Source organism: Methylobacillus arboreus, from assembly GCF_020532725.1.
Taxonomy (GTDB): domain Bacteria; phylum Pseudomonadota; class Gammaproteobacteria; order Burkholderiales; family Methylophilaceae; genus Methylobacillus; species Methylobacillus arboreus.
Genome location: NZ_JAJAVC010000004.1, coordinates 31,484 through 53,238, shown reverse-complemented (window position 1 = coordinate 53,238; position 21,755 = coordinate 31,484). Strand labels below are relative to the sequence as shown.

The following is a 21,755-nucleotide window of genomic DNA, read 5'->3' as shown; positions in this document are numbered from 1 at the left end:
TATCCCACCACAGTCCATCCGTTCTGAATCCTAGTTTCTATTGGGGACGTCCTGAGGCCTTGACGAAGCCCCCTCCCCATAAGCAATGGCTCTAGAAATCGATGGTAGCGGAAACGGTCAATACCCTGGGCGCGGACAAGACGATGCCGCCCGAACCGGCGCTGCTTTCCCAGAAACTGCGATTGGCCACATTCTGTATATTGGCGCGCAACGTCAATGGATGGCCGAGATAGTCAGTGCGATATCTTGCCCCGAGATCCCAGCGCACCCATCCGGGCAATGACAAGGTATTTTGTGCATTGACATATTGTTCCCCGGTCGCAATTGCCCGCGTACTCAGTGTTAGGCCAGGAGCAAAAGGCGCGTCCCACTCGAGGCCGGCATTCGCAATCCAGCGTGGAGCCGCCACTGCATCCCTGCCGTCGTTGTTTCCGTCTTGTGTCCTCATCTGGTTGGCCTGCATGTAAGTCACACCGCTAATGGTGCGCAAGCCGTCAGCCAGTTCGCCTGCCACGCTGAGCTCAATGCCGCGGTTGCGCTGCTCGCCATCCATACGGTACAGATAAGCGGTCGGGGTGCTGCCGGGCACATTGATGGCATTCGGCTGTTTCAACTCGAACAAGGCTATCGTGCCCAACAGGCGGCCAAAATCCACCTTGACCCCAATTTCCTTTTGCTTGGTTTTGACCGGCTCGAATACCTGGCCCGCGTTCTCGGCCGGAGGCGTAACCTGGGCGCCAGGGCTCAGCCCTTCGATGTAGTTGACATAGAGCGAGGTATTGTCCCAAGGCTTGACGACAATCCCTAGGGCAGGAGTGTTGACCGTTTTGTCGTACTCAGAAGCCTTGCTGTTGACGGGAGACCCGCCGTCGTAATTATCTATGGCCACCTTCTGCCGGCGCAGGCCCAGTATCAATTGCAGGGCGCCGTCATGCCAGGACATGGTATCGGACACCCCCACCGAGGATATTTTGGTTTCGGACGCCTTGCGCATACCGAAGAATCCGCCATAGGGCGCATTGGATGCAACCGGGTCGGCAACCCATACCGGGTTTTCCAGGCTGGAGGCAAATGCCGCCCATTGCGCAAACCCATAGCCTGCCTCGATATCCATGACAGAATAGGAGACATTGACTTCATGCTGGGCAGCCAAGGCCATAAACTTCACACGGCTGCCCAGCAGATAGGATTTGGTATCGGAATATTCCGGGTAGTTAACCGGGGAAACTCGCAGGAGACCATCTGCCGCCTCGATTCTTGACTCAGTACGGAAATTGCTGTGCTCATGGTCCCTCGTGCCTGCCGCGCCATACACTGTCCAAGCGGACGAGATGTCATATTCCGCCTGGGCCACTTGGTAATCATCCCGGTACTTCCTGCGTTCCCAGTCCTGTGCCAATTGCTTCCCTACCCTGGGCGTGCCGGGAATATACTGCAGGCTGGGACTGAGCCTGTATCCCAGCGAGGCCCCTTTTACATCATCAGATTGATATCCAATATCCAATGAGGCACGCAGTTTCTCTCCCCTGAAATCCAGCCCGATCGCGCCCGTGATCAAGGTTGCCTCCTGGTTGGAAATAGCCGTATCTCCGCTGCGATAAACCCCGTTCAAGCGTATCCCGAACTGGTTCTGTTCGCCCCAGCGCCGCCCTAGGTCGATATGCCCGCCCCATTGTGAGTCCGAGGCATAATTAAGCGTAAAGCGCGTAATCGGCTGGTCCGTCGCCCGTTTCGGCACCACATTGATTGCGCCGCCAACGCCGCCGCTAGGCGCCATGCCCATCAGCAACGCGCCCGGCCCCTTGAGGACTTCCACACGCTCCACGGTTTCCAGCGACAACGTACCGTAGGGCAGCACGCCATACAGGCCATTGAGGGCGACATCCCGGTTACCCAGCACGAAACCGCGCATGAAGAAATTGTCTCCGCCGCCGATGCTGGTATTGCGGCCGCGCGAGCTCATGCGCACGGCCGAGTCGTTATCGAGCACATCGGCCAAGGTTGCCGCCTGCTGGTTGCGGATGAGATCGCTGGTATAGCTGGCGATGTTGAACGGCGTATCCATGACATCGCGGTTGCCGAGCATGCCCACGCGCCCGCCACGCGCCACTTGCCCGCCAGCATATGCCCTGGGTAGCTCGCCTGGCAATTCTGCTCTCTCCCGAACGGAAATTTCGGGCAGCACGGCATCGCTCACGACTGAAGCGTTACGCAGCACATATCCGCCCCCGCTCACCTGCGCGGCCTGCAATCCGGTTCCCGCCAGCAAGGCAGCCAGCGCCCCTTGCAAGGTATATTGCCCGGCTAGGCCCGTGGTCGTCTTGCCTGCAGTTTGTGCCTCGGTAAAGGTCAACAGGACATTGGCATTGCTTGCCAGGCTGCGCAATGCTGCCGCTAATGGTCCGGCAGAAATGTTGTAATACTGCGCAGCCTCGGCTGGACGGGTCGCTGCCGGGGTGTCTGCGTGGGCGATACCCGGCATAGCAAGATACATGGTTGTGGAAAGCAGCATTGATGCGCCGCAGGCGGCAGACTGTCTGAGCGCCATGGTTTTAGGTATTGGAATGTTGCGGTGATGATGTTGCCGGCGTGGCATGTGGTTCCCCTTGTGCTGAATAGTAAAAAAACGATTCCCTCACAAGGTAAGTGCCGCGAAATAGTCAATCGGGCAGAAATTTTTTAATTAAGCGGGAGATGGCGCGCCTTCCACTGCCACCCAATAACGGGTACGCAGTTTCACCTGCACCGGCAGCACATTCGGCAGGATGGCCAGGATGCGGTCAATATCGTTCAATGGAAATACGCCGGAAAAGCGTAAATCCGCCACCGCAGGGGCACAACGCACCACGCCGGGAAGATAGCGCGCAAGCTCTGCCATGAAATCCCCCAGCCGTATATTGTCCGCGACAATCTGGCCCTTGATCCAGGCGAGCGATGGCTCATCCAGCGCAGCAGGCGTACCTATGCCGATGCGGGTAAAGAGGATGCGCTCGCCCTGCTTCACCACCAGGCGTGCCGCCGGGATTTCGGCAGGCACAATCTCTACGGCACTCTGCAATACAGCCACGGCGGTATGCCCGTCCCACTGCCGCACAACAAAATGCGTACCCAAGGCCTGTATACGCCCCTGAACGGTTTGCACATACAAGGGACGCGGATCGGCAGGCCCGCCGAAGGCTGCCTGCCGGGTCATAATGGCGATTTCCCCTGCCAGCAAACGCACCACCCTGGCTTGGTCATCAAAACGCACATCTATCGCAGTGGCGGTGTTCAGCGTCACCCTGGTGCCATCTTCCAGTGTGATGCTGCGCTGCTCGCCGGCTGCCGTGCGGTGATCGGCGGTTGCTCTTTGCCACGCATTGGTACGGCTGGTGACTGCGCCGGTGGCAAACAGTACGCCGCCCCATGACAGCAAGGTGATGATCTTGCGGCGCCCGGGCAATTTCGGCGCCTGCGACAGCGCGTAAGGGGAAAGCGCGCCGTAGGCCACCTTGGGCTGCATATTCCCCAGCCAGCCGGTGACAGTTTCAAGATGTTGCCAGGCATATGCATGGTCAGGATCGGCCTCACGCCATTGTTGCCAGCGCAGTTTGTCTTCTTCCGTCGCTTCGCCCGACATCAGCAACGTCAGCCATTCGGCAGCCTGGTCAGCCGCGGTTGCGCTGATGCGCTGCCCGCCGACCAACAGGGTTTGCGACGGCTCGGCAGGATCATGATGGTCAAGAGAATCTAACTGCGGCATAGAAGGCTCTCACACCGTCAATGCGAACAGGCATTGGCGGTTGGCCCGGGTAAGATACTGCTTGACCGAACTGGTGGACACTTGCAGGCGATCGGCAATTTCCGCATAACTCAGCTCCTCGAGATGCGCCAGCAGGAAAGCCTCTTTTACCTGCGGCGGCAAGCCGTCCAACGCCCTGTCGACCTGCTGCAATGCTTCCAGCGCCATGAGTCGTACCTCGGGCGCTGGCACCATGGCCTCCGGCAGGAAGGAAAGCATTTCAAGGTAGCTGGTTTCAAGCAATTGCCGGCGGTAGCGATGTGCCATCAGGCGGCGCGCGATCGTCACCAGGAAAGGCCGCGGCTCGCGGATTTCCTGCACCGTATCCGCCGCCATGATGCTGACAAACGTGTCCTGGGCAAGGTCATCCGCCACGAAAGCGTCGCCCAGCTTGCGTCTCAGCCAATCGTGCAGCCAGCGATGGTGGTTAAGATACAAGCAATGCAATGATTGCGGCTGATCAATCGACATGGCACGACCATTAAAATAAGAATTGTTCTCATTTTAATGCAAATCCGGGCCGGATGCATGTGTCAGAACGCAGCCTAAATACCATCCCGAGAAGGAATAAAAGCTCGGTCGATGTTCTGATGCATTCGATCCGCCATTTGCATCAAGGCAACATCGTGGGATTTTTTCAATGCGGTTTTCAGGCCGTTTTTCTGTTGATCGAGCAACTCCAGAATTTCTGTCTTCATCTGCTCACGATAGCGAGCTTCATCATAAGCGATCATGGCCTTATCCACGGCAAACCAGGTCGCAATCCCTGCCGTAACACCGCACGCTGCCGCGAAAGGGCCCGCAGGAGAGCATAGGGCTGTGGCGGTTCCCACGCCCCCAGCGATGGAACCACCACGTTTGGCAATCACTCTGGCAATCATTGAAGTGGATGTAATACGTGGCGCCAGGGCACGGCCAAGGCGATAGGCAAGCTGGCGGGCTGTATAGGCAGAAAATACTAGGCCGCCAGCACCCAGCGACACGACCGCGCGTTGCCTGTCGCGAGAGAAATCCAGCGCACTCAATACCGGCAGCTGGACAGAAGCCAGGGCGCAGGGCGCCTGCTCGATTTCCTTGATTAACTGGCCTTGCAAGGCCGAGGCCGCATATTGCAAGTCGCGGCTGGAATCAGTCAATGCCTGGCGCGGAATGTCATGAATCATCTTCTCCATTGGCTCGGGATCAAACATGGTTTGCTGCATTTTCTCATTCAGCAAGTCCTCAAGGGTTTTATTCCCAGCCACCTTGTGAGTCACAGCCACCGCCAGCCGTTCATATTCTCCCTTGATGGAGAAATACCAGTCCAGGTAATCATCTACCCGCTTTTCCACACCCGTGAAAGCCTCATCCACTTGCTGATCGATGCGTTGATGGGCAGCCAACTTGGCACTGGATACCGACTGTTGCAAATCCTGCCTGACAGAAGCCTGAAGCAACGCAATTTTATTTGCATCCACCTCGCATGGATTCAATAGCTCGCTGACCTGTTCGACCACAGGCTTGAACGCAACTTTGGGCAATCCCCAATAGACCAAGGCCAGCAAACCGATCATTAGCAGCAGGATTCTGGTTACCCGGCTTGTGGCAATATGTTGCGGTGTTTGCCTGGCGAGCCTGTCAGCCAGGCTCAGGACGCCCAGCAAATAATGATTGAGGGCATAAGCGATAACGCCAGCGGGCAGCAACACCACGAGCCAGGCCAACACTTTGACATACACATTATCAATACCGGGAATAAGCACCTGGGCGGCATGCCAGACCAGTTGATCAATTGCAGCCAGCCATGCATTCACAAAACCAATCCACTGGGTGGCAGACTCACTCAGCACGCTTGCATGGATTTCCTCAGCCAGCACATGCCAGGCGACAGGCCGGGTATCAACCGCCCCATAAAAGAAATCCAGGAAGAAGAATGCCACTGCAAGCAGCACGGTATTGAGCCACAGCAGCGGCCAGTTCCTGGCAAACACGCCAAGATAATCCGCACGCACCTGGCCTGCCAGTTGCCTGTTGCAGATATGGGCCACATATACAAGCACCAGGCAGTCCAATGCCACGACTCCCCATTGCCCGGCACTGAGCAATGTACTGGCAGACAAAAGCAATGCGGCCCAGAAAAACGCCCGGCCCACTTGCATGGCAAGCACAAAACTTCCGGACCAGAGCCAGCGCCTCAGCTTGCTATCCGGCATGGCAGCCTTGTCCAGCATGGCCCGCCGCCTGAACAAAAGGCCTTCTGACAGATGCGCAAAAACCGGCGGGCTGAAAACGATGACCAAGCCAAAGACTTGCCAGTATGTCAGCCTGCCCAGGTACAAGGACGCCCAGTAAAGTGCGGCACATGCCAGCGCAAGCGCCACTAATTGAAACGCGGATTGGCCTGATTTACCCACGATGTGATCGCCCCCAGCCAACAGCCGGATTGCTGGTCACTTTATCAATCACAGGCTGGCTATCCATTTATGGCAGATAAGGCGTGAGCCTGCCCCAATCCAAGCGCTGCTCCACCTCGTCGGCAAGACGTTCCAGGCTGGCTTCACGCAAGGCGACATAATCGTAGTGCGCCATTTCCTCTTGCGCTTGAGCAAGCTGGTGATAGCCTGCCCAGTCCAGCCAGGCCTGCGTTGCCTCGGCATGATCGAACAAGCCATGCAGGTAAGTACCCGCTATCTGGTTGTCCTCGGACAATACGCCTTCTGCCTGCGGACCGATATAGAGCAAAGGCCGTTCCAAGGCAGGGCCGCTGCTTACGCCCATATGGATTTCATAGCCAATTACGGTAGCATCGGCGAAGGCCAACTTGCCTTCGACTTCTTTGAGGTGTTTTTCCTTGGTCAGGGTGGTTTCCATCTCCAGCCAGCCGAAGCCGTCGCTAGAACCCGCGTCGCCCTCAATCCCATGCGGATCGTGAATTTTCCGGCCCAGCATCTGGAAGCCGCCGCAAATGCCCAGCACCTTGCCGCCATAGCGCAAATGCCGGGCGATCTTGTCATGCCAGCCATGCGACTTAAGCGTGGCAAGGTCACCGCGCACATTCTTGCTGCCGGGCAGGATGATGAGATCGGCAGGCGGCACAGGCTCGTTGAGTTCAATAAACTGGAAATCGACATGGGGGTGCATGCGCAGGGCATCCATATCGGTATGGTTGCTGACATGCGGCAGCACCGGAGCGATCACGCGTAGCCAGGTCTGTGGCTTTTCCAGTGTTTCTCTTGCCACGGCATCCTCGGCCTCGATATGCAGGTTGTGCAGATAGGGCAGCACGCCCAGCACCGGCTTGCCGGTTTCGCGCTCCAGCCAGTCGATGCCGGGTTGCAGCAAGGCGATGTCGCCACGGAAACGATTGATGACAAAGCCGACGATACGTTGCCTTTCCGATGCAGAAAGCAAGGCCAGGGTGCCGACCAGATGGGCGAACACGCCACCTCTATGGATATCGGCGATCAGGATTACCGGGCAATCCGCCACTTCGGCAAAGCCCATATTGGCGATGTCATTCTCGCGCAGGTTGATCTCGGCCGGGCTGCCTGCCCCTTCCACCAGCACGCACTGGTACTGCTCGCGCAGGCGCTGCCAGGAGTCCAGCACCGCCTGCATCGCAGTGGGCTTGTAGGCATGGTAGGCATTGGCTTCGAGATTGGCAGCCACCTTGCCGTGAATGATCACTTGGCAGCCGGTGTCGCTGTTCGGTTTCAGCAAAACGGGGTTCATATCGGTATGTGGCCGCAACCCGCATGCCTGCGCCTGTACCGCCTGCGCACGCCCGATCTCGCCGCCGTCGCTGGTCACAGCGGAGTTGAGCGCCATGTTCTGCGGCTTGAATGGCACGACGCGCACGCCCCTGCGGTACAATACCCGGCATAGTGCAGCCACCAGCGTGCTCTTGCCCGCATCCGAGGTGGTCCCTTGAACCATCAATGTTTTGGCGTATGTCATTGGCCCATTATCCCACTACTTTTCTCGCAACCCCAGTCTTGCTGATTGCCGCCCTGTTGCTGGACAGGTGGCTGGGCGAGCCCAGGCGCTGGCATCCGCTGGTGGGGTTTGGCAATATTGCCGCCTGGGTAGAACAGCGCCTCAACCGCAGCCATACGCCTGTGATCTCCCGCCTGCTGGGCATTGCCGCCTGGCTGGCACTCGTGTTGCCATGTTTTGCCGCAGCATGCTGGCTCACCCGGCTGGCCCATGGCTGGCTGCTGGACATCCTGCTGCTTTACTTTGCGATTGGTGCCCGCAGCCTCAAGGAGCATGCCATGCGCATCCACCACGCGCTTGTGCAACAGGATTTGCCTGCCGCCCGGAAAGCCGTGGGCATGATCGTAAGCCGCGATACGGCATCGCTGGACGAAAACGAAATTGCGGCTGCCAGCGTGGAATCGATATTGGAAAACGGCAACGACGCCATCTTCGGCGCCATTTTCTGGTTTGTGCTATTGGGCGGGCCTGGCGCGCTGTTATTCCGCCTGGCTAATACGCTGGATGCCATGTGGGGCTACCGCACGCCGCGTTTCCTCTATTTCGGCTGGGCCGCGGCGCGCTTGGACGACCTCATGAATCTGATCCCGGCCCGCCTGACTGCCTTGAGCTATGCCTTGCGCGGCCATACCCGCACTGCATTGATATGCTGGAAAGTACAAGCGCGCACTTGGTATAGCCCGAATGCGGGGCCTGTCATGGCTTCCGGGGCAGGCGCTCTACAGGTCATCCTGGGTGGAGCAGCCAGCTACCATGGAATACTAAAATCCCGTCCGGTGCTGGGCATGGGATCAGCAGCGGATACAAGCAGCATCCTCGCGGCCGTACGCCTGGTGCACCGTAGCATAGTGCTATGGCTGGCTGCCGTCCTGGTGCTGAGCTTAATTGCAGGAGCCGTCCATGCTTGAACATGGTGGCAACCTGCGGGCGGCATCAGAGCGCTTCGGCATTCCGTTCAGTGACTGGCTCGACCTTTCCACCGGCATCAACCCGCACGGCTATCCGGTACCGGATATCCCGCCATCTGCCTGGCAACGACTGCCAGAAACCGACAATAGGCTGGAACAGGCAGCCGCTCATTATTATGGCGCAAAGCAAATACTGGTCACGTCCGGCTCACAAGCCGCGATTCAGGCCCTGCCACGCCTGCGCCCGCATTGCCGGGTGACCGTGCTTGGCCCGATGTATGCCGAGCATACCCATGCCTGGCAACAGCATGGTCACACGGTCAACGAATTGGTTGACTTGCCTGATAGCACAATGCTGGGCAATACCGAGGTCTTGATACTCTGCAATCCCAACAACCCCACGGGACGTATGATTGCACCCGATCAGTTACTGCGATGGCGTCAAATACTGGCCGCTCGTGACGGCTGGCTTATCGTGGATGAAGCCTTCATGGATACTACCCCGCAATTCAGCCTGGCTGCATCCAGCCACCTGCCTGGGTTGATCGTATTGCGCTCGCTTGGTAAGTTTTTCGGGCTGGCGGGCGCACGTGTAGGCTTTTTGCTGGCAGAGACCGGGTTATTGGCCCGCTGTGCCGAGCTGCTGGGCCCATGGCCGGTCAGCGGCCCAGCGCGCATTGTGGCCGAGATAGCGCTTGCCGATCGCAACTGGCAGCAGCACAACCGCTCGCAATTGCTCGCTGCAAACCATCAATTAGCCAGCGTGCTCCGGAAATATGGTCTTGAACCCGTAAATGGCTGTGCCTTGTTCCAATGGCTCAAGCCGGAACATGCTGAAAACCTGCATCTGCGCCTCGCCCAGCTTGGCATTTGGACACGTTATTTTCCGTCGCAACAAGGTTTAAGGCTTGGTCTGCCGGGTCATGCCGGCTGGTCAAAGCTTGAGACCTCGTTAAAACAGATTTAGAGCAGCTAGCCAGGAGCGAGCGCTTCGCTGAGTTTTGTCAGCCGCTCTTAGACCATGGCAGTAAAGCGGTTTGCAGGTCCTCGATGACGCTATCCCAATCACCCACGGCTGGCTGACGGAACAATCGGGCTTGCGGATACCACGGCGTATCGGGCCGGTGAAGCATCCAGCGGTAATCCGGCACAAACGGCAGGAGCACCCACACAGGCTTACCCAACGCCCCGGCCAGATGGGCGACTGAAGTATCGACACTGATGACAATATCCATCGCCTCGATCAGTGCTGCGGTATCGGCAAAATCCTGCAATTGCTGTTGGTGCAATTGCAGGGCTGGCAACGCTGCGAGCAAGGCAGCATCCGCGGGACGTATTTCTTTTTGCAGAGAATGAAATTCCAGCGGCAAGGACAACAGTGGCGCCAACTGTGCCAATGACAGGCTGCGCCTGTGGTCGTTGGTATGCCCGGTTGAGCCTGACCAGACTAGGCCGATACGAGGGCGCGTAGCGGGTGCCAGGTTGAACAGCGCTTGCCGTTGCTGGTCTGCGTGCAGATAAGGGATATCTGCCGGCACAGACTCAACCGTCGTCCCAAATATCATGGGCAGGCTCATGAGGGGTGTAAGGTAATCAAAACCCTCGAAGCCGCTCTCGCGCGCAACCACCTGGCATTGCGGCCCCATCGTCGTCAGCAGGCCGACCAGTGGCGGCTGCACTTCCAGGATCACATGCGCTCCCAATGCCGCCACCATGGGCACATAGCGGCAAAACTGGATCGTATCGCCCAGGCCTTGCTCAGCATAAAGCAGTACCCGCTTTTGATTGACGTCACACTGGCCCAGCCACTCTGGCTTGGGCGAGCTTTTACGGACTCCCCTGGCGAAACCGGCGATGCCAAAGCCCGCTTCATAAAGCGGCCAGCCTTGCTCGTATTCCCCCAGCAGGAGATGCATCAGGGCCTGGTTCCAGCGGAATTTATTCTGTTCGGGTTCCAGTTCGGCAGCACGCGCATAATCCTGCAATGCCTCCTGAACCATGCAATAATCCAGGTATAAATTGCCGCGGTTGTTAAACGCTGTGGCATTGCCGGGAGACATCTCGATCACCCCGTTGTAGAACGCCAGTGCATCTTCAAACCGGTCCATTTCGGACAGCGTATTGGCGAGATTCAAATAGGTGGAAATGTTATTGGGGCTCAACGCCAGCGCCTGCTGGTGATCCAGGACCGCCTCATCAAAGCGCTTGGCGCCATGATATGCCAACGCGCGGTAGTGATAGGCAATGGCAGCATCCGGCTTAAGTGTGGCTGCATAGTCAAAATGGGCAAGCGCAAACTCATACTGCTTCAACGCTGTCAGGGCGCGGCCGCAGCCAACCAAGGCATCAAAATCCTCTGATGATTGCGCCAGCACCTCGTTATACCGCGCCAAGGCCGCATTGGGGTTGTCCACGGCAAGCAAGCGACCGGCCTCATCCAGTATCGAACGTATGGAAACAACACCCTGCTGTTTGACGCGACTTGCCTTGCCCATATCTCTAGCTAGCGATTGACGTATGCCACCCGCGTCACTGTGTCCTCAATAATGATCTTGCTGACACTAGCATAGTCAATCTGCAGCTTAAACGTGTGAATAAGCGGTAAATCCAGCGCATATCCTGTCAATGCGCGGATCACCCCTGCATGCGTGAAGACCAGTGCCGGCCGCTCGGCATGGTCCAAATCCGAAACAAATGCCTGGACGCGCTGTGAAAGCTGCAAAAACGACTCGCCATTGGGCGGTACATGCCGCACATGGTCCTCCGCCCACACCTCTACCAAGCCACGCGGAATATCATTCCAGGACTGCATTTCCCAATCGCCGAAATTCAGCTCCTTGAGCCGGGCATCCTGCTGCACCGACACTTGCGGGCTGAAAGTTATTGCCACTGATTCGGCAAGTTTCATGCAGCGTTGCAGGGGACTGCTATAAATCACAGGGTCCCGCACATGCCCAAGCTTGTGATACAGCGTATCAAATTCAGCGAGAAAAGTTTCCGTTACGTCAACATCGCTATGTCCGTAACAGGTGCCAGGCAATACATCCGGCGTAGTGTGGCGAACCAAATAAATTTCCAATTACATACTCCAGATCAGAATGCCAACATCAGGATACCAAGATAAAACGCCAATTCTGTCAGTTGCTGCATGGCCCCCAGGCAATCGCCGGTATAACCGCCAAGGCGTCGACTGAGCTTGCGGCTGAACCACAGCCAGACGACCGCTACCAGCAGCAATGCCGGCCACTGGTCTACCGGCAGCAATAACATAGGCGCTAGGCCAAGCACGATAGCAACCCACAGGCTTGTCAACGAAAGTTTACTGGCCAGAGGTTTTGCCTTGCCTTCTTCCCGCACATACTCCTGCCTAGCAATCACCAGCACAGCAGCCAAGCGGCTTACCGCATGTGCCGCCACCATCACAAACGGCAGGATTTCGATCTTGATATGGCTAAGACTGGTGAACTTGAGCATCAAGGCCAGCAAAAGCGCAATCGCGCCATAACTGCCGATACGGGAGTCTTTCATGATGGCCAACGCTTGCTCCCTAGTCCATCCGCCGCCCAAGCCATCCATGGTATCTGCGAGACCATCTTCATGAAAAACACCGGTGAGCCAGACTGTTGCCAACATGCTCAAGACAATCGAGACACTCAAGGGCAACAGCTGCAAACTCAAGCAAAACACCAGGGCCCCTGCCAAGCCGACCAAGACACCGACCAGCGGAAAATACCGCGCGGCATCATTCAGCTCTGCAGGTTCAAAATGCTCTATAGGAGGCAAGGGCAAGCGCGTAAAGTATCCCAGCGCCAGCAGAAACAAACGCCATTGCCGGCTCATGCGCTACCCTGGCGGCTGATACTCGCAGAATCAAACGAAGCCATCTGATTCAGGAAGTTGACAGCAGCCTGCACCAGGGGATAAACCAGCGCAGCCCCGGTACCTTCACCGAGCCGCAATCCAAGATTCATCAAGGGTTTGGCCTTGAGCTCCTGCAATAAAAGCGCATGCCCTGCTTCAGCCGAGCAATGTGCAAAAATACAGTAGTCCAGCACCGCCGGCGCAATCCGGCTTGCCACCAGCAAGGCCGCTGTCGCAATAAATCCGTCAATCAGCAAGATAACCCGGCGCTCTGCTGCCCCCAACATGGCGCCCACCATCATGGCAATTTCGAAGCCGCCAAAGGTGGCAAGCACTGCAACAGGGTCTGCTTTATCCACATGGTGATGTGCGATTGCCTGGCGGATTACGGCTACCTTGTGCTTGACGCCGGCATCGTCCAACCCCGTCCCACGCCCCACGCACTGCTCTATCGGCAAACCACACAGCACAGCCACCAAGGCAGACGCAGAAGTAGTATTGCCAATGCCCATTTCCCCCATGCCCATCACATTCGTCCCTGCATCGGCTTCAGCCTGAGCAAGTTTATAACCGTTAGTCATGGCCTTCACGCACCGGGGCAAACACATGGCGGGGATTTTCAGAAAATTACTGGTGCCCATGCTCACCTTGGCACGAATCAAATCAGGATGCGCAGAAAACTCGTAATTCACGCCAGCATCAATAATTCTGACTCGCATATCATGCTGACGGGCAAACACATTTATGGCGGCCCCGCCCCCAAGAAAATTCACGACCATCTGCCGGGTCACTTCCTGCGGATACGGACTAACGCCTTCCTCCACCACACCGTGATCCCCCGCAAAAACCAGCATGGCCGGACGTTGCAGGGCAGGCGTCAATGATTGCTGAATCAATCCAATCTGTAACGCCAAGTCTTCAAGCTGACCAAGCGCCCCTATAGGCTTGGTCTTGTTGTCGATCTTGGCTTGCAATTCAGCTTTGAGACTCTCGTCCAGCGGAGAGACAGAGAATTGTGGCAAAGTATGGCTCATGAAATTTACTTTTTAAATCAAGCTTGGAGCATACCCGAGCATGCAACTTTTTAAAATACAGGAATAAATCACGAATTTTTCGTGATCGGTTAAGATCTGTTACTGTTTTATTCGTAACCGCACCGAAGCCGATTTTTGAGCAGGTCAAGGCATGAGGGGTGATGTTTGGTTGTTCAAAATGAACGACGAATAACGCAGCAACGCGGCTCGTGAACAAAACATCAACAGGCCCTAGACTAAACGCTGAAGTTTGCTATAATGCTGGCCTTGCGTGAGCTCCGAGAGCCGACGTAATCAAAGTAACAATGGCCAGGTAGCTCAGTTGGTAGAGCAGCGGATTGAAAATCCGCGTGTCGACGGTTCGATTCCGCCCCTGGCCACCAAAGAATACCAAAGGGTTAGCTTCAGTGTTGAGCTAGCCCTTTTTGTTTTCTGCAGGATTTCTTGGCAATCTCCCAACCAAAGACAACGCCATGCCCCATGCAAGCATCCGCTGGCACACCTCCGACATTGAGATTTTATTGGTGAGGCAACTACTATGAACAAGCTTCCCTACCTCAACGGATATCCTGCCACCTTGCTTGCACAAATCTGCACCTTGCTGGAAAAAGGCCAGCTTGGCGCCTGGCTGGAACACAAATATCCAACGCGCCATGACATCCAGACGGATAAAGCGCTGTACCAATATGTGACGGACATCAAACAACGCTACTTGAGAAATGCACCGGCTGTAGCCAAAATACAATTCGACAACCAGCAGCACCCGATGAAGGGAACACTCGGCACCAACACTTTCGTAGCACGCGTGCAAGGGAACAGGCTGAAGAACAAAAACGAAATTCGCATCGCTACACTTTTTCGCGATGCTCCCGAAGCGTTTCTACGCATGATCGTGGTACACGAGCTGTCACATATGAAAGAGAAAGACCATAACAAGGCCTTCTACCAACTGTGCCGGCATATGGAGCCTGACTATCACCAATTGGAATTCGATATGCGGGTATGGCTAACCTGGCGCGAGCGCAGGCATGCTTGAATCCTGATATTTAAGACAGTTAACGACCATGGGATGCGAATATTCAGCTGGCACGACATCGCCACGCCCAAGAGCAAAATCACCAATATGGCTGTGGTATGATGGCCCGCTTGATAACTTGCGGTTTAATGTTCATGGTGAGTCATACCGATATTGATGCAAGCGAGCTTCACGCATTCTTATCCTCGCAAAAGACCATTCTGGTGGATGTACGCAACGATGATGAAGTCGCGCGGGGCGTCATTGAAGGTGCCATGCACCTGCCGATGGCCGTCATCCCCCATATGGGCAAGCTGTTGTGCGAGCACAATGAAACCGCACTGATCTTCTACTGTCACAGCGGCATCCGCTCTGCGCAGGCCGCCGCCTTCATCGCCAGCATGGACCGCGACAACGTCTACAACCTGCGTGGCGGCATCCTGGCATGGGCCAATGCTGGCTATACCTTTGTACTCAAGGCCGGTTGATCATGGAATTCCATCAAGAACTCGACGCGCGCGGGCTCAAGTGTCCGCTTCCCATCCTGCGCTGCAAGAAGGCATTGGCTAACGTAGCCGCAGGCGAAATTCTCAAGGTTATCGCGACCGACCCCGGTTCGGTCAAGGATTTCCAGGCTTTCTGCAAACAGACCGGCCATGAAATGCTGACGATTGCAGAAAACGAAGACGCCCCCCAAAAAGAATTCATTTTCCATATCAGGAAACGTGCGACATAAGCCCTGTGCGCCCATCACTACCAATCACCTTCAAATCGCTTGAATATCATAATGTCAGCGAAAATCCACGCTTGGGTAGCGCTGTATTTCCTTGCCGAGCGCCCAGCCACAGTTACCTTAGATATAGTTAAAATATGATAAATATGCTAAAAGCAAGATCAAGAGTAGCGTACACTGATACAAAAAAAAGGCATCAATACTGCGGGAAAGTGGCGGTTACCTGAACGCAAAAATACCCGCTCTTCGCGGTCGTAGGGATAAACTGCCATCTCGGAAATATCTACCTCCCAACTCATGGATGGAACAAATGGATACTTCGCCTTACCCGATACCGGCCAACGAAGAGCAGCGTTTGAAAGTCTTGGCTCAGTACCATCTTCTGGACACCCCCGAGACCGAAGATTTTGATAGGTTGGTCAACCTTGCCGCCCGCTTGTTTGAAGTGCCCATCGCCTTGGTTTCGCTGGTGGATCATGACCGGCAGTTTTTTAAGGCACGCGTGGGACTCGAGGCCTGCGAAACAAGCCGCGAAGTCTCCTTCTGCGCCCACGCGATTATCCAGGATGACATCCTCTTCATTCCCGATGCGCTGAACGATCCCCGTTTCTCTTCCAATCCCCTTGTAGTCGGTCCGCCCTTCATTCGTTTCTATGCAGGCAAGCCACTCATCGCCCCTACTGGAGAGAAGCTCGGAACAGTCTGTTTGATCGACAGCAAGCCGCGTACGACCTTCAGCGACGAAGACCGCCACAACCTCTCGGACCTGGCAGCCCTGGTCATGGACCGCATGGAAATGCGTCGCCTGGACTACGTCAAGACCATCAGCCAGAAGCGTTTCGAGAATATTGCGGCCACCTCCCCCGATGCGATCATCTGCTCGAATGCCAAAGGCGAATTTACGTTCTGGAATCGCTCGGCAGAGAGGCTTTTCGGATATTCGGCCAGTGAGCTTGCGGATAAGTCCACTGCCGTGATCGTCCCGGATAGCTGGCGTCATATCTATGACGCTGAACTGCAACGGCTACAGCAAGGCGAAAAGATGGAGCTCGCCGATCAAACTATAGAGCTATCAGGGCTACGCAAAGACGGCAGCGAGTTTCCAGCAGAGTTTTCGCTGTCGACATGGGAAGAAGGCAATACCATCAGCGTTGGCGCTATCGTGCGTGACATTACCGAACGCCGGCAAAACGAAGTGCGGTTGTTCCAACTGGCCTCGCTCGACGCGCTGACCGACCTGCCGAACCGGGGCGCATGGCGCGCATGCCTGACGGAGACGCTCGCCGCCGAGAAACCCGCGACGATCCTGCTGCTCGATCTCGATAGATTCAAAGAGGTCAACGACACCCTGGGGCATTCTGCTGGTGATACGGTATTGAAAGAGGTTGCCGCACGCATGAAAGCGACCTGTGCCAATGCCATCATGATGGCCCGGCTCGGCGGCGATGAGTTCGTGGTTCTGCTCCCGGGAAATAATGTCAGGGAGGCAAAAAACATCGCTCAACAATTGGTGAACGAGATTGCCAAGCCCTACGAGTTCGTCGGCCAGTCGATTGAAATCGGTGTCAGCATCGGCGTCTCGCTTGCACCAATGCACAGCGCCCGCTCCGATGAATTGCTTGGGGCTGCTGATCTCGCGCTCTATAAGGCCAAGGCCGCAGGCAAGGGGCGCTATGAACTATTTACGCCGGCCTTCCGCCAGGTTGCCGTGGCGCGCCGTGCATTCGAGCAAGAACTGCGGCTCGCCTTCGAGAACGGTGAATTCGAGCTTTTCTATCAACCGCAGGTCGCGACAAAAACACAGCAACTGACCGGGGCCGAGGCATTGATGCGATGGCGCCACCCTGCGCGCGGCCTGCTGGCTCCCGCTTCATTCATTGAGGTGCTGAGCGAGAAGCCCTCTGCCGCCGCTGTGGGTGAATGGATATTGCGCACCGCTTGCTTGCAGGCAGTCAAGTGGCAGGCTCACATTCCCTATTTTCGCATTAGCGTCAACCTGTTCGAGGCGCAATTGCACTCAGGCCGCCTCCTCACCGTGGTTCAGAAGGTACTTGAAGAAACCGGCCTTCCTGCGGAGTCGCTCGAACTTGAGATCGTTGAAAACATCCTCTTGCGCAACGACAATATGACACTGAAGCTTTTGCATGGCCTGCGTGATATCGGCGTCGGGCTCTCTTTCGACGACTACGGCACCGGCTTCGCCTCTCTTAGCCTATTGAAACGTTATCCGGTAAACCGTCTCAAGATCGACCGATCCTTTATTCGCGACGTCAATGCCAATCCAGAAGATGCCGCCGTGGTAAACGCCGTCATCTATCTTGGCAAGAGTTTTGGCCTCGAAGTCATCGCCGAAGGCGTTGAGACGCAAGCGCACCTGGACTTCCTCATGGACAGTCATTGCACTGAAGTCCAAGGCTACCTATTCGGGAAGCCGGTTCCAGCGGACGAGTTCTCATCCGCTTTCATTAGCACGTAAAGAGTGCTTATAAACTGACTCCACCCAAGATTATGTCTCCTTGGCAACTGGATTGGTGTGCTTGATCTTGGCCATGAAGACGACTCGGAAAACCCCGCTGCATCTTGCTTCAGCCTAATATATAAAAGCTCGGGCTAGCAGCATGGTCAAATAAAAAAGCCTCCGGTCGGAGGCTTTTCCACTACTTCAGTTTGGCCAGTTGTATCTGCAGTTTTTCCAGCGTTGAAGTGAAGACTGCTAAACGCTCCTGCTCTTGCGCAACGACTGCGGCAGGTGCGCGGGCGACAAAGCTTTCATTACCCAGCTTACCCTGCGCCTTACCGATTTCACCTTGCAAACGGGCAATTTCCTTGCCCAGGCGCTCTTTCTCAGCAGCAACATCAATCTCGATCTTGAGCATGAGCTTGAAATCCCCAGCCAATGCCACCGGCGCATCAGCCTCAGGCAATTCATCCACGATCTCGACTTCCGCCAGCTTGGCTAACGCCTTGAGATGCGGCGCATAGGCGGCCAGCTTCTCCGCGTCACCAGCCGCAATCAAAGGCACGCGGGTTGCGGGCGACACGCCCATTTCACCGCGCAGGCTGCGACAAGCGTCCACTGCCTGCTTAAGCAATGCCACCCAGGACTCGGCATCCGTATCGATCTTGGCAGGCTGCGCCTTGGGGTAGGCTTCCAACATGATACTGGGGCCGGTGCGGCCGGACAGCGGGCCCACGGTCTGCCAGATTTCCTCGGTGATGAAAGGCATCAATGGATGCGCCAGGCGCAATATGGTTTCCAGCACACGCAGCAAGGTACGGCGTGTCGCACGCTGCTCGGCTTCATTCCCGGTCTGCAATTGCACTTTGGCCAACTCGAGGTACCAGTCGCAATACTCGTCCCAGACAAACTTGTAGATGGCCTGCGCCACATTGTCAAAACGGTAATCGGCAAAGCCGCGCTCTATTTCCGCCTCGGTATGCTGCAACAGGCTGACGATCCAGCGGTCTGCCTGCGAGAACTTGAGGTAGCCTTCAGGCTGGGTCTTGCAGTCTTCCAGGCCATTGTTCTGGCCCTCGGTGTTCATCAGCACAAAGCGCGTAGCGTTCCACAGCTTGTTGCAGAAGTTGCGGTAGCCTTCGCAGCGCTGCAGGTCGAACTTGATGTCGCGGCCAGGGGAAGCCAGCGAGGCGAAGGTGAAGCGCAAGGCGTCGGTGCCGAACGCAGGAATGCCTTCCGGGAACTCCTTGCGCGTACGCTTCTCGATCTGCTCGGCCTGCTTGGGGTTCATCAGGCCGGTTGTACGCTTCTTGACCAGGTCGTCCAGCCCGATACCGTCGATCAGGTCGATCGGGTCCAGCACATTGCCCTTGGACTTGGACATTTTCTGACCCTCGGCATCCCGGATCAGGCCGTGTACATAGACATGCTTGAACGGAATCTTGCCGGTAATGTGCTTGGTCATCATCACCATGCGCGCCACCCAGAAGAAGATGATGTCGAAACCCGTCACCAGCACGGAAGAAGGCAGGTATTGCTGCAAGGCGACATTCGCCTTGTCCTTTTCCTCGTCGCCAGTCCAGTCCAATGTGGAGAACGGCCAGAGCGCGGAGGAATACCAGGTGTCCAGCACATCGTCGTCGCGCTTCAGGTTGCCGCGGTAACCGTCGTTGGCCGCGAGCTGAATCGCCTCGGATTCGTTGTGCGCGACATAGACCTTGCCGTCGTCGCTATACCAGGCGGGAATCTGGTGTCCCCACCATAGCTGGCGCGAGATGCACCAATCCTGGATATTATTCAGCCATTGGTTGTAAGTGTTCACCCAGTTTTCCGGCACGAACTTGATTTCGCCTGAAGCCACCACATCCAGCGCCTTTTGCGTGATGCTCTTGCCGTCGGCAGACGGCTTGCTCATGGCGACAAACCATTGATCGGTCAGCATGGGCTCAATCACGACATTGGTGCGGTCGCCGCGCGGCACCTTGAGCTTGTGCTTGTCGATCTTGGCCAGATAGCCCTGGGCTTCAAGGTCGGCCACAATCTGCTTGCGTGCGGCAAAGCGCTCCAGGCCACGGTATTGCTGCGGCGCAGTGTCATTGACGAAGCCTTGCAGGTTCAGGATGCCGATCAGCGGCAAACCGTGGCGCTGGCCCACTGCATAATCGTTGAAGTCATGCGCAGGCGTCACCTTCACCACGCCAGTACCAAACTCGCGGTCTACATAATCATCGGCAATAATCGGGATTTCGCGGTCACACAGCGGCAGCTTGACGGTCTTGCCAACCAAATGCGCATAACGCTCGTCTTCCGGGTGCACCATCACGGCCACGTCACCCAGCATGGTTTCCGGACGTGTGGTGGCTACGGTTAAATGACCGGAGCCATCCGCCAAGGGATAATTGATATGCCAGAGCGAGCCGTCTTCCTCTTCCTGCACCACTTCTAGGTCTGATACTGCCGTGCCCAGCTTCACATCCCAGTTGACCAAACGCTTGCCGCGATAAATCAGGCCTTCGTTATAGAGGCGTACAAAGGTCTCGGTAACTGTCCGGGATAAGCCTTCATCCATGGTGAAGCGCTCGCGACGCCAATCGGGAGAAGTGCCCAAACGACGCATTTGCTTGGTAATGGTGCCACCGGAATATTCTTTCCACTCCCAGACCTTTTCCAGGAATTTCTCGCGCCCAAGGTCATGGCGGTTGACGCCCTGCGCATCCAGCTGGCGCTCCACCACGATCTGCGTGGCGATACCCGCATGGTCGGTACCCGGCTGCCATAAGGTGTTGTCGCCGCGCATGCGATGGTAGCGCGTCAAGGCATCCATGATGGTCTGGTTGAAGCCATGGCCCATATGCAGTGTGCCCGTCACATTGGGCGGCGGCAGCAGGATGCAGAAATTATCCTGCTTGGAAGTATCCAGCCCGGCAGCATAGTAGCCGCGCTCTTCCCAGAACTGGTACCAGCGGCTTTCTATGTTCTTGGGCTCAAAGGATTTATCGAGGGTTTGGATTGGGGAGTTATCTGTGCTCATAGGGGTGGGATTTTAACATAGCGGCCCGCGCCGCAATCACGCGGTTGCGCTAAAAACCTACCAGCCTGCCGACAAGCGCACCAATGCCAGCAGGATGATGATGAACACCAGCCCATGGATGTAGCTCAACAGCAGATATTGCCGCCGCAGGCGTTGCGGCGACCTGCTGGAAAGCAGGAACAGGCGACCATCTGCAGGCGCGCGCATCACATGCACGCCAGGCGCCGTGCGTAATTCCCGGTGCTGCTTTTCCACTTCACGCGCCGCGGCGCGGCGGGCCAGTTCCCACTCCTTCAGGTCAATCTCGCCGTTGCCGTCCAGGTCGAAGCGCTTGAGCAATCCGTCCTTGTCGCGCTTCCATTCGGCAAGCAGGGCGGCAACATCCTCTTTCTGGTTGAGCGGCATATTGGCCCCGCCCACGGTGGCAAACTCGCCCAGCGCATAAATCGAACCCGCAAAAAGAATCTCTTCCACGCGCTTGTAATCCGCCGCATAGCTGACGCGGCGTTCCTGGCCTACGACTTCCGCATGGTCCGGGTCAATGAAACACTGGCCCGAGCCATCGGTAATCACAAAGGTTTCATGGCTTGCCCCCTCATGCACCAGGCGCCAGTGCCGGCCATCACGGCGTTGGAAAACCTGGAAGCGGTACCAGACACAACGCAGCGATGTAAACGGGCTGACAATCAGGTGCTCAGGGTCGGCTATCGCGCGGCCATATAGCTCGACATAGCCTTGCGCAGCGGAGGCAATGCGCGAAGTGGGCAGGTCGGCAATGGCGCGCATGCGTTTGTAATTGCCCGCCCAGGCAATAAAACTCACCCCGGCAGCCAGGGCCAGGCATGCCATCCAGACCCTGGAATCGCCAGACTGTACAGCGACCGCAAGCAATGCCAGATGCGCGGTGCCGCTCAGGCAATCTAGGTAATAGCTACGCCAGCCGCGCAACATGCAATGCA

The 21,755-nt window shown here is 56.5% G+C and carries 17 protein-coding genes and 1 tRNA gene; 7 read left to right on the top strand and 11 right to left on the bottom strand.

Going from position 1 to position 21,755, the window contains the following annotated elements; genetic code table 11:
- Positions 1 to 91: 91 nt before the first annotated feature.
- From LG198_RS05115 to LG198_RS05095, 5 genes are all read right to left on the bottom strand, one after another.
- Positions 92 to 2,596 (bottom strand): TonB-dependent receptor, encoded by a 2,505-nt coding sequence (locus LG198_RS05115; protein WP_230342105.1) that lies wholly within the window; start codon positions 2,594 to 2,596, stop codon positions 92 to 94.
- An 87-nt stretch (positions 2,597 to 2,683) separates the two neighbouring features.
- Complete coding sequence (locus LG198_RS05110) at positions 2,684 to 3,742, bottom strand: FecR domain-containing protein (RefSeq protein ID WP_230342104.1); 1,059 nt, start codon at positions 3,740 to 3,742, stop codon at positions 2,684 to 2,686.
- A gap of 9 nt (positions 3,743 to 3,751) precedes the next feature.
- On the bottom strand, positions 3,752 to 4,252 hold the full coding sequence (locus tag LG198_RS05105; RefSeq protein ID WP_230342103.1) for a sigma-70 family RNA polymerase sigma factor: 501 nt from the start codon (positions 4,250 to 4,252) through the stop codon (positions 3,752 to 3,754).
- Between the two features lie 74 nt (positions 4,253 to 4,326).
- Positions 4,327 to 6,174 (bottom strand): hypothetical protein, encoded by a 1,848-nt coding sequence (locus LG198_RS05100; RefSeq protein WP_230342102.1) that lies wholly within the window; start codon positions 6,172 to 6,174, stop codon positions 4,327 to 4,329.
- Positions 6,175 to 6,241: 67 nt separating this feature from the next.
- Complete coding sequence (locus LG198_RS05095; protein WP_230342285.1) at positions 6,242 to 7,696, bottom strand: cobyric acid synthase; 1,455 nt, start codon at positions 7,694 to 7,696, stop codon at positions 6,242 to 6,244.
- Positions 7,697 to 7,710: 14 nt separating this feature from the next.
- On the opposite strand from LG198_RS05095, the gene cbiB reads away from it, so the two are divergent.
- Both cbiB and cobD read left to right on the top strand, forming a co-directional pair.
- Positions 7,711 to 8,664: an adenosylcobinamide-phosphate synthase CbiB gene (gene cbiB, locus LG198_RS05090; protein WP_230342101.1), complete on the top strand. Its 954-nt coding sequence runs from the start codon at positions 7,711 to 7,713 to the stop codon at positions 8,662 to 8,664.
- Entirely contained in the window at positions 8,657 to 9,631 is a 975-nt protein-coding gene (cobD, locus tag LG198_RS05085) for a threonine-phosphate decarboxylase CobD (protein WP_230342100.1), read from the top strand. Before cbiB ends, cobD begins: the two co-directional genes overlap by 8 nt.
- A 37-nt stretch (positions 9,632 to 9,668) precedes the next feature.
- Here cobD and LG198_RS05080 read toward each other — a convergent pair whose 3' ends face one another.
- The 4 genes from LG198_RS05080 to cobT are packed head-to-tail and all read right to left on the bottom strand — an operon-like array spanning position 9,669 to position 13,559.
- Positions 9,669 to 11,159: a tetratricopeptide repeat protein gene (locus LG198_RS05080; protein WP_230342099.1), complete on the bottom strand. Its 1,491-nt coding sequence runs from the start codon at positions 11,157 to 11,159 to the stop codon at positions 9,669 to 9,671.
- 8 nt (positions 11,160 to 11,167) lie between these two features.
- Positions 11,168 to 11,743, bottom strand: a complete 576-nt coding sequence (gene cobC, locus LG198_RS05075) for an alpha-ribazole phosphatase (RefSeq protein WP_230342098.1) — start codon at positions 11,741 to 11,743, stop codon at positions 11,168 to 11,170.
- 14 nt (positions 11,744 to 11,757) lie between these two features.
- Positions 11,758 to 12,504, bottom strand: coding sequence for an adenosylcobinamide-GDP ribazoletransferase (locus LG198_RS05070; RefSeq protein ID WP_230342097.1), 747 nt, complete (start codon positions 12,502 to 12,504; stop codon positions 11,758 to 11,760).
- Entirely contained in the window at positions 12,501 to 13,559 is a 1,059-nt protein-coding gene (gene cobT / locus LG198_RS05065) for a nicotinate-nucleotide--dimethylbenzimidazole phosphoribosyltransferase (RefSeq protein WP_230342096.1), read from the bottom strand. The genes LG198_RS05070 and cobT overlap by 4 nt, the downstream gene beginning before the upstream one ends.
- Positions 13,560 to 13,866: 307 nt before the next feature.
- Here cobT and LG198_RS05060 point away from each other — a divergent pair.
- From LG198_RS05060 to LG198_RS05035, 5 genes are all read left to right on the top strand, one after another.
- Positions 13,867 to 13,942 (top strand) — tRNA-Phe (locus LG198_RS05060).
- Positions 13,943 to 14,097: 155 nt separating this feature from the next.
- Positions 14,098 to 14,595, top strand: a complete 498-nt coding sequence (locus tag LG198_RS05055) for a M48 metallopeptidase family protein (protein WP_230342095.1) — start codon at positions 14,098 to 14,100, stop codon at positions 14,593 to 14,595.
- Positions 14,596 to 14,729: 134 nt separating this feature from the next.
- Entirely contained in the window at positions 14,730 to 15,062 is a 333-nt protein-coding gene (locus LG198_RS05050; RefSeq protein ID WP_230342094.1) for a rhodanese-like domain-containing protein, read from the top strand.
- A gap of 2 nt (positions 15,063 to 15,064) precedes the next feature.
- Entirely contained in the window at positions 15,065 to 15,310 is a 246-nt protein-coding gene (locus LG198_RS05045; protein WP_230342093.1) for a sulfurtransferase TusA family protein, read from the top strand.
- A 307-nt stretch (positions 15,311 to 15,617) separates the two neighbouring features.
- Complete coding sequence (locus tag LG198_RS05035; protein ID WP_328484881.1) at positions 15,618 to 17,783, top strand: putative bifunctional diguanylate cyclase/phosphodiesterase; 2,166 nt, start codon at positions 15,618 to 15,620, stop codon at positions 17,781 to 17,783.
- Between the two features lie 181 nt (positions 17,784 to 17,964).
- Here the strand turns inward: LG198_RS05035 and LG198_RS05030 are convergent, their stop codons facing one another.
- Entirely contained in the window at positions 17,965 to 20,796 is a 2,832-nt protein-coding gene (locus LG198_RS05030) for a valine--tRNA ligase (protein WP_230342092.1), read from the bottom strand.
- Between the two features lie 57 nt (positions 20,797 to 20,853).
- Entirely contained in the window at positions 20,854 to 21,747 is an 894-nt protein-coding gene (locus LG198_RS05025; protein WP_230342091.1) for a hypothetical protein, read from the bottom strand.
- Positions 21,748 to 21,755: the final 8 nt, after the last annotated feature.

Excerpts from the sequence above, each read along its gene's own strand:
- cobT (WP_230342096.1), bottom strand. The coding sequence starts at position 13,559 with ATGAGCCATACTTTGCCACAATTCTCTGTCTCTCCGCTGGACGAGAGT.
- LG198_RS05110 (WP_230342104.1), bottom strand. The coding sequence starts at position 3,742 with ATGCCGCAGTTAGATTCTCTTGACCATCATGATCCTGCCGAGCCGTCG.
- LG198_RS05030 (WP_230342092.1), bottom strand. The coding sequence starts at position 20,796 with ATGAGCACAGATAACTCCCCAATCCAAACCCTCGATAAATCCTTTGAG.
- LG198_RS05055 (WP_230342095.1), top strand. The coding sequence starts at position 14,098 with ATGAACAAGCTTCCCTACCTCAACGGATATCCTGCCACCTTGCTTGCA.
- cobD (WP_230342100.1), top strand. The coding sequence starts at position 8,657 with ATGCTTGAACATGGTGGCAACCTGCGGGCGGCATCAGAGCGCTTCGGC.
- LG198_RS05035 (WP_328484881.1), top strand. The coding sequence starts at position 15,618 with ATGGATACTTCGCCTTACCCGATACCGGCCAACGAAGAGCAGCGTTTG.
- cbiB (WP_230342101.1), top strand. The coding sequence starts at position 7,711 with ATGTCATTGGCCCATTATCCCACTACTTTTCTCGCAACCCCAGTCTTG.
- LG198_RS05050 (WP_230342094.1), top strand. The coding sequence starts at position 14,730 with ATGGTGAGTCATACCGATATTGATGCAAGCGAGCTTCACGCATTCTTA.
- LG198_RS05070 (WP_230342097.1), bottom strand. The coding sequence starts at position 12,504 with ATGAGCCGGCAATGGCGTTTGTTTCTGCTGGCGCTGGGATACTTTACG.
- LG198_RS05025 (WP_230342091.1), bottom strand. The coding sequence starts at position 21,747 with ATGTTGCGCGGCTGGCGTAGCTATTACCTAGATTGCCTGAGCGGCACC.
- LG198_RS05105 (WP_230342103.1), bottom strand. The coding sequence starts at position 4,252 with ATGTCGATTGATCAGCCGCAATCATTGCATTGCTTGTATCTTAACCAC.
- LG198_RS05095 (WP_230342285.1), bottom strand. The coding sequence starts at position 7,696 with ATGGTTCAAGGGACCACCTCGGATGCGGGCAAGAGCACGCTGGTGGCT.
- LG198_RS05045 (WP_230342093.1), top strand. The coding sequence starts at position 15,065 with ATGGAATTCCATCAAGAACTCGACGCGCGCGGGCTCAAGTGTCCGCTT.
- LG198_RS05115 (WP_230342105.1), bottom strand. The coding sequence starts at position 2,596 with ATGCCACGCCGGCAACATCATCACCGCAACATTCCAATACCTAAAACC.
- LG198_RS05080 (WP_230342099.1), bottom strand. The coding sequence starts at position 11,159 with ATGGGCAAGGCAAGTCGCGTCAAACAGCAGGGTGTTGTTTCCATACGT.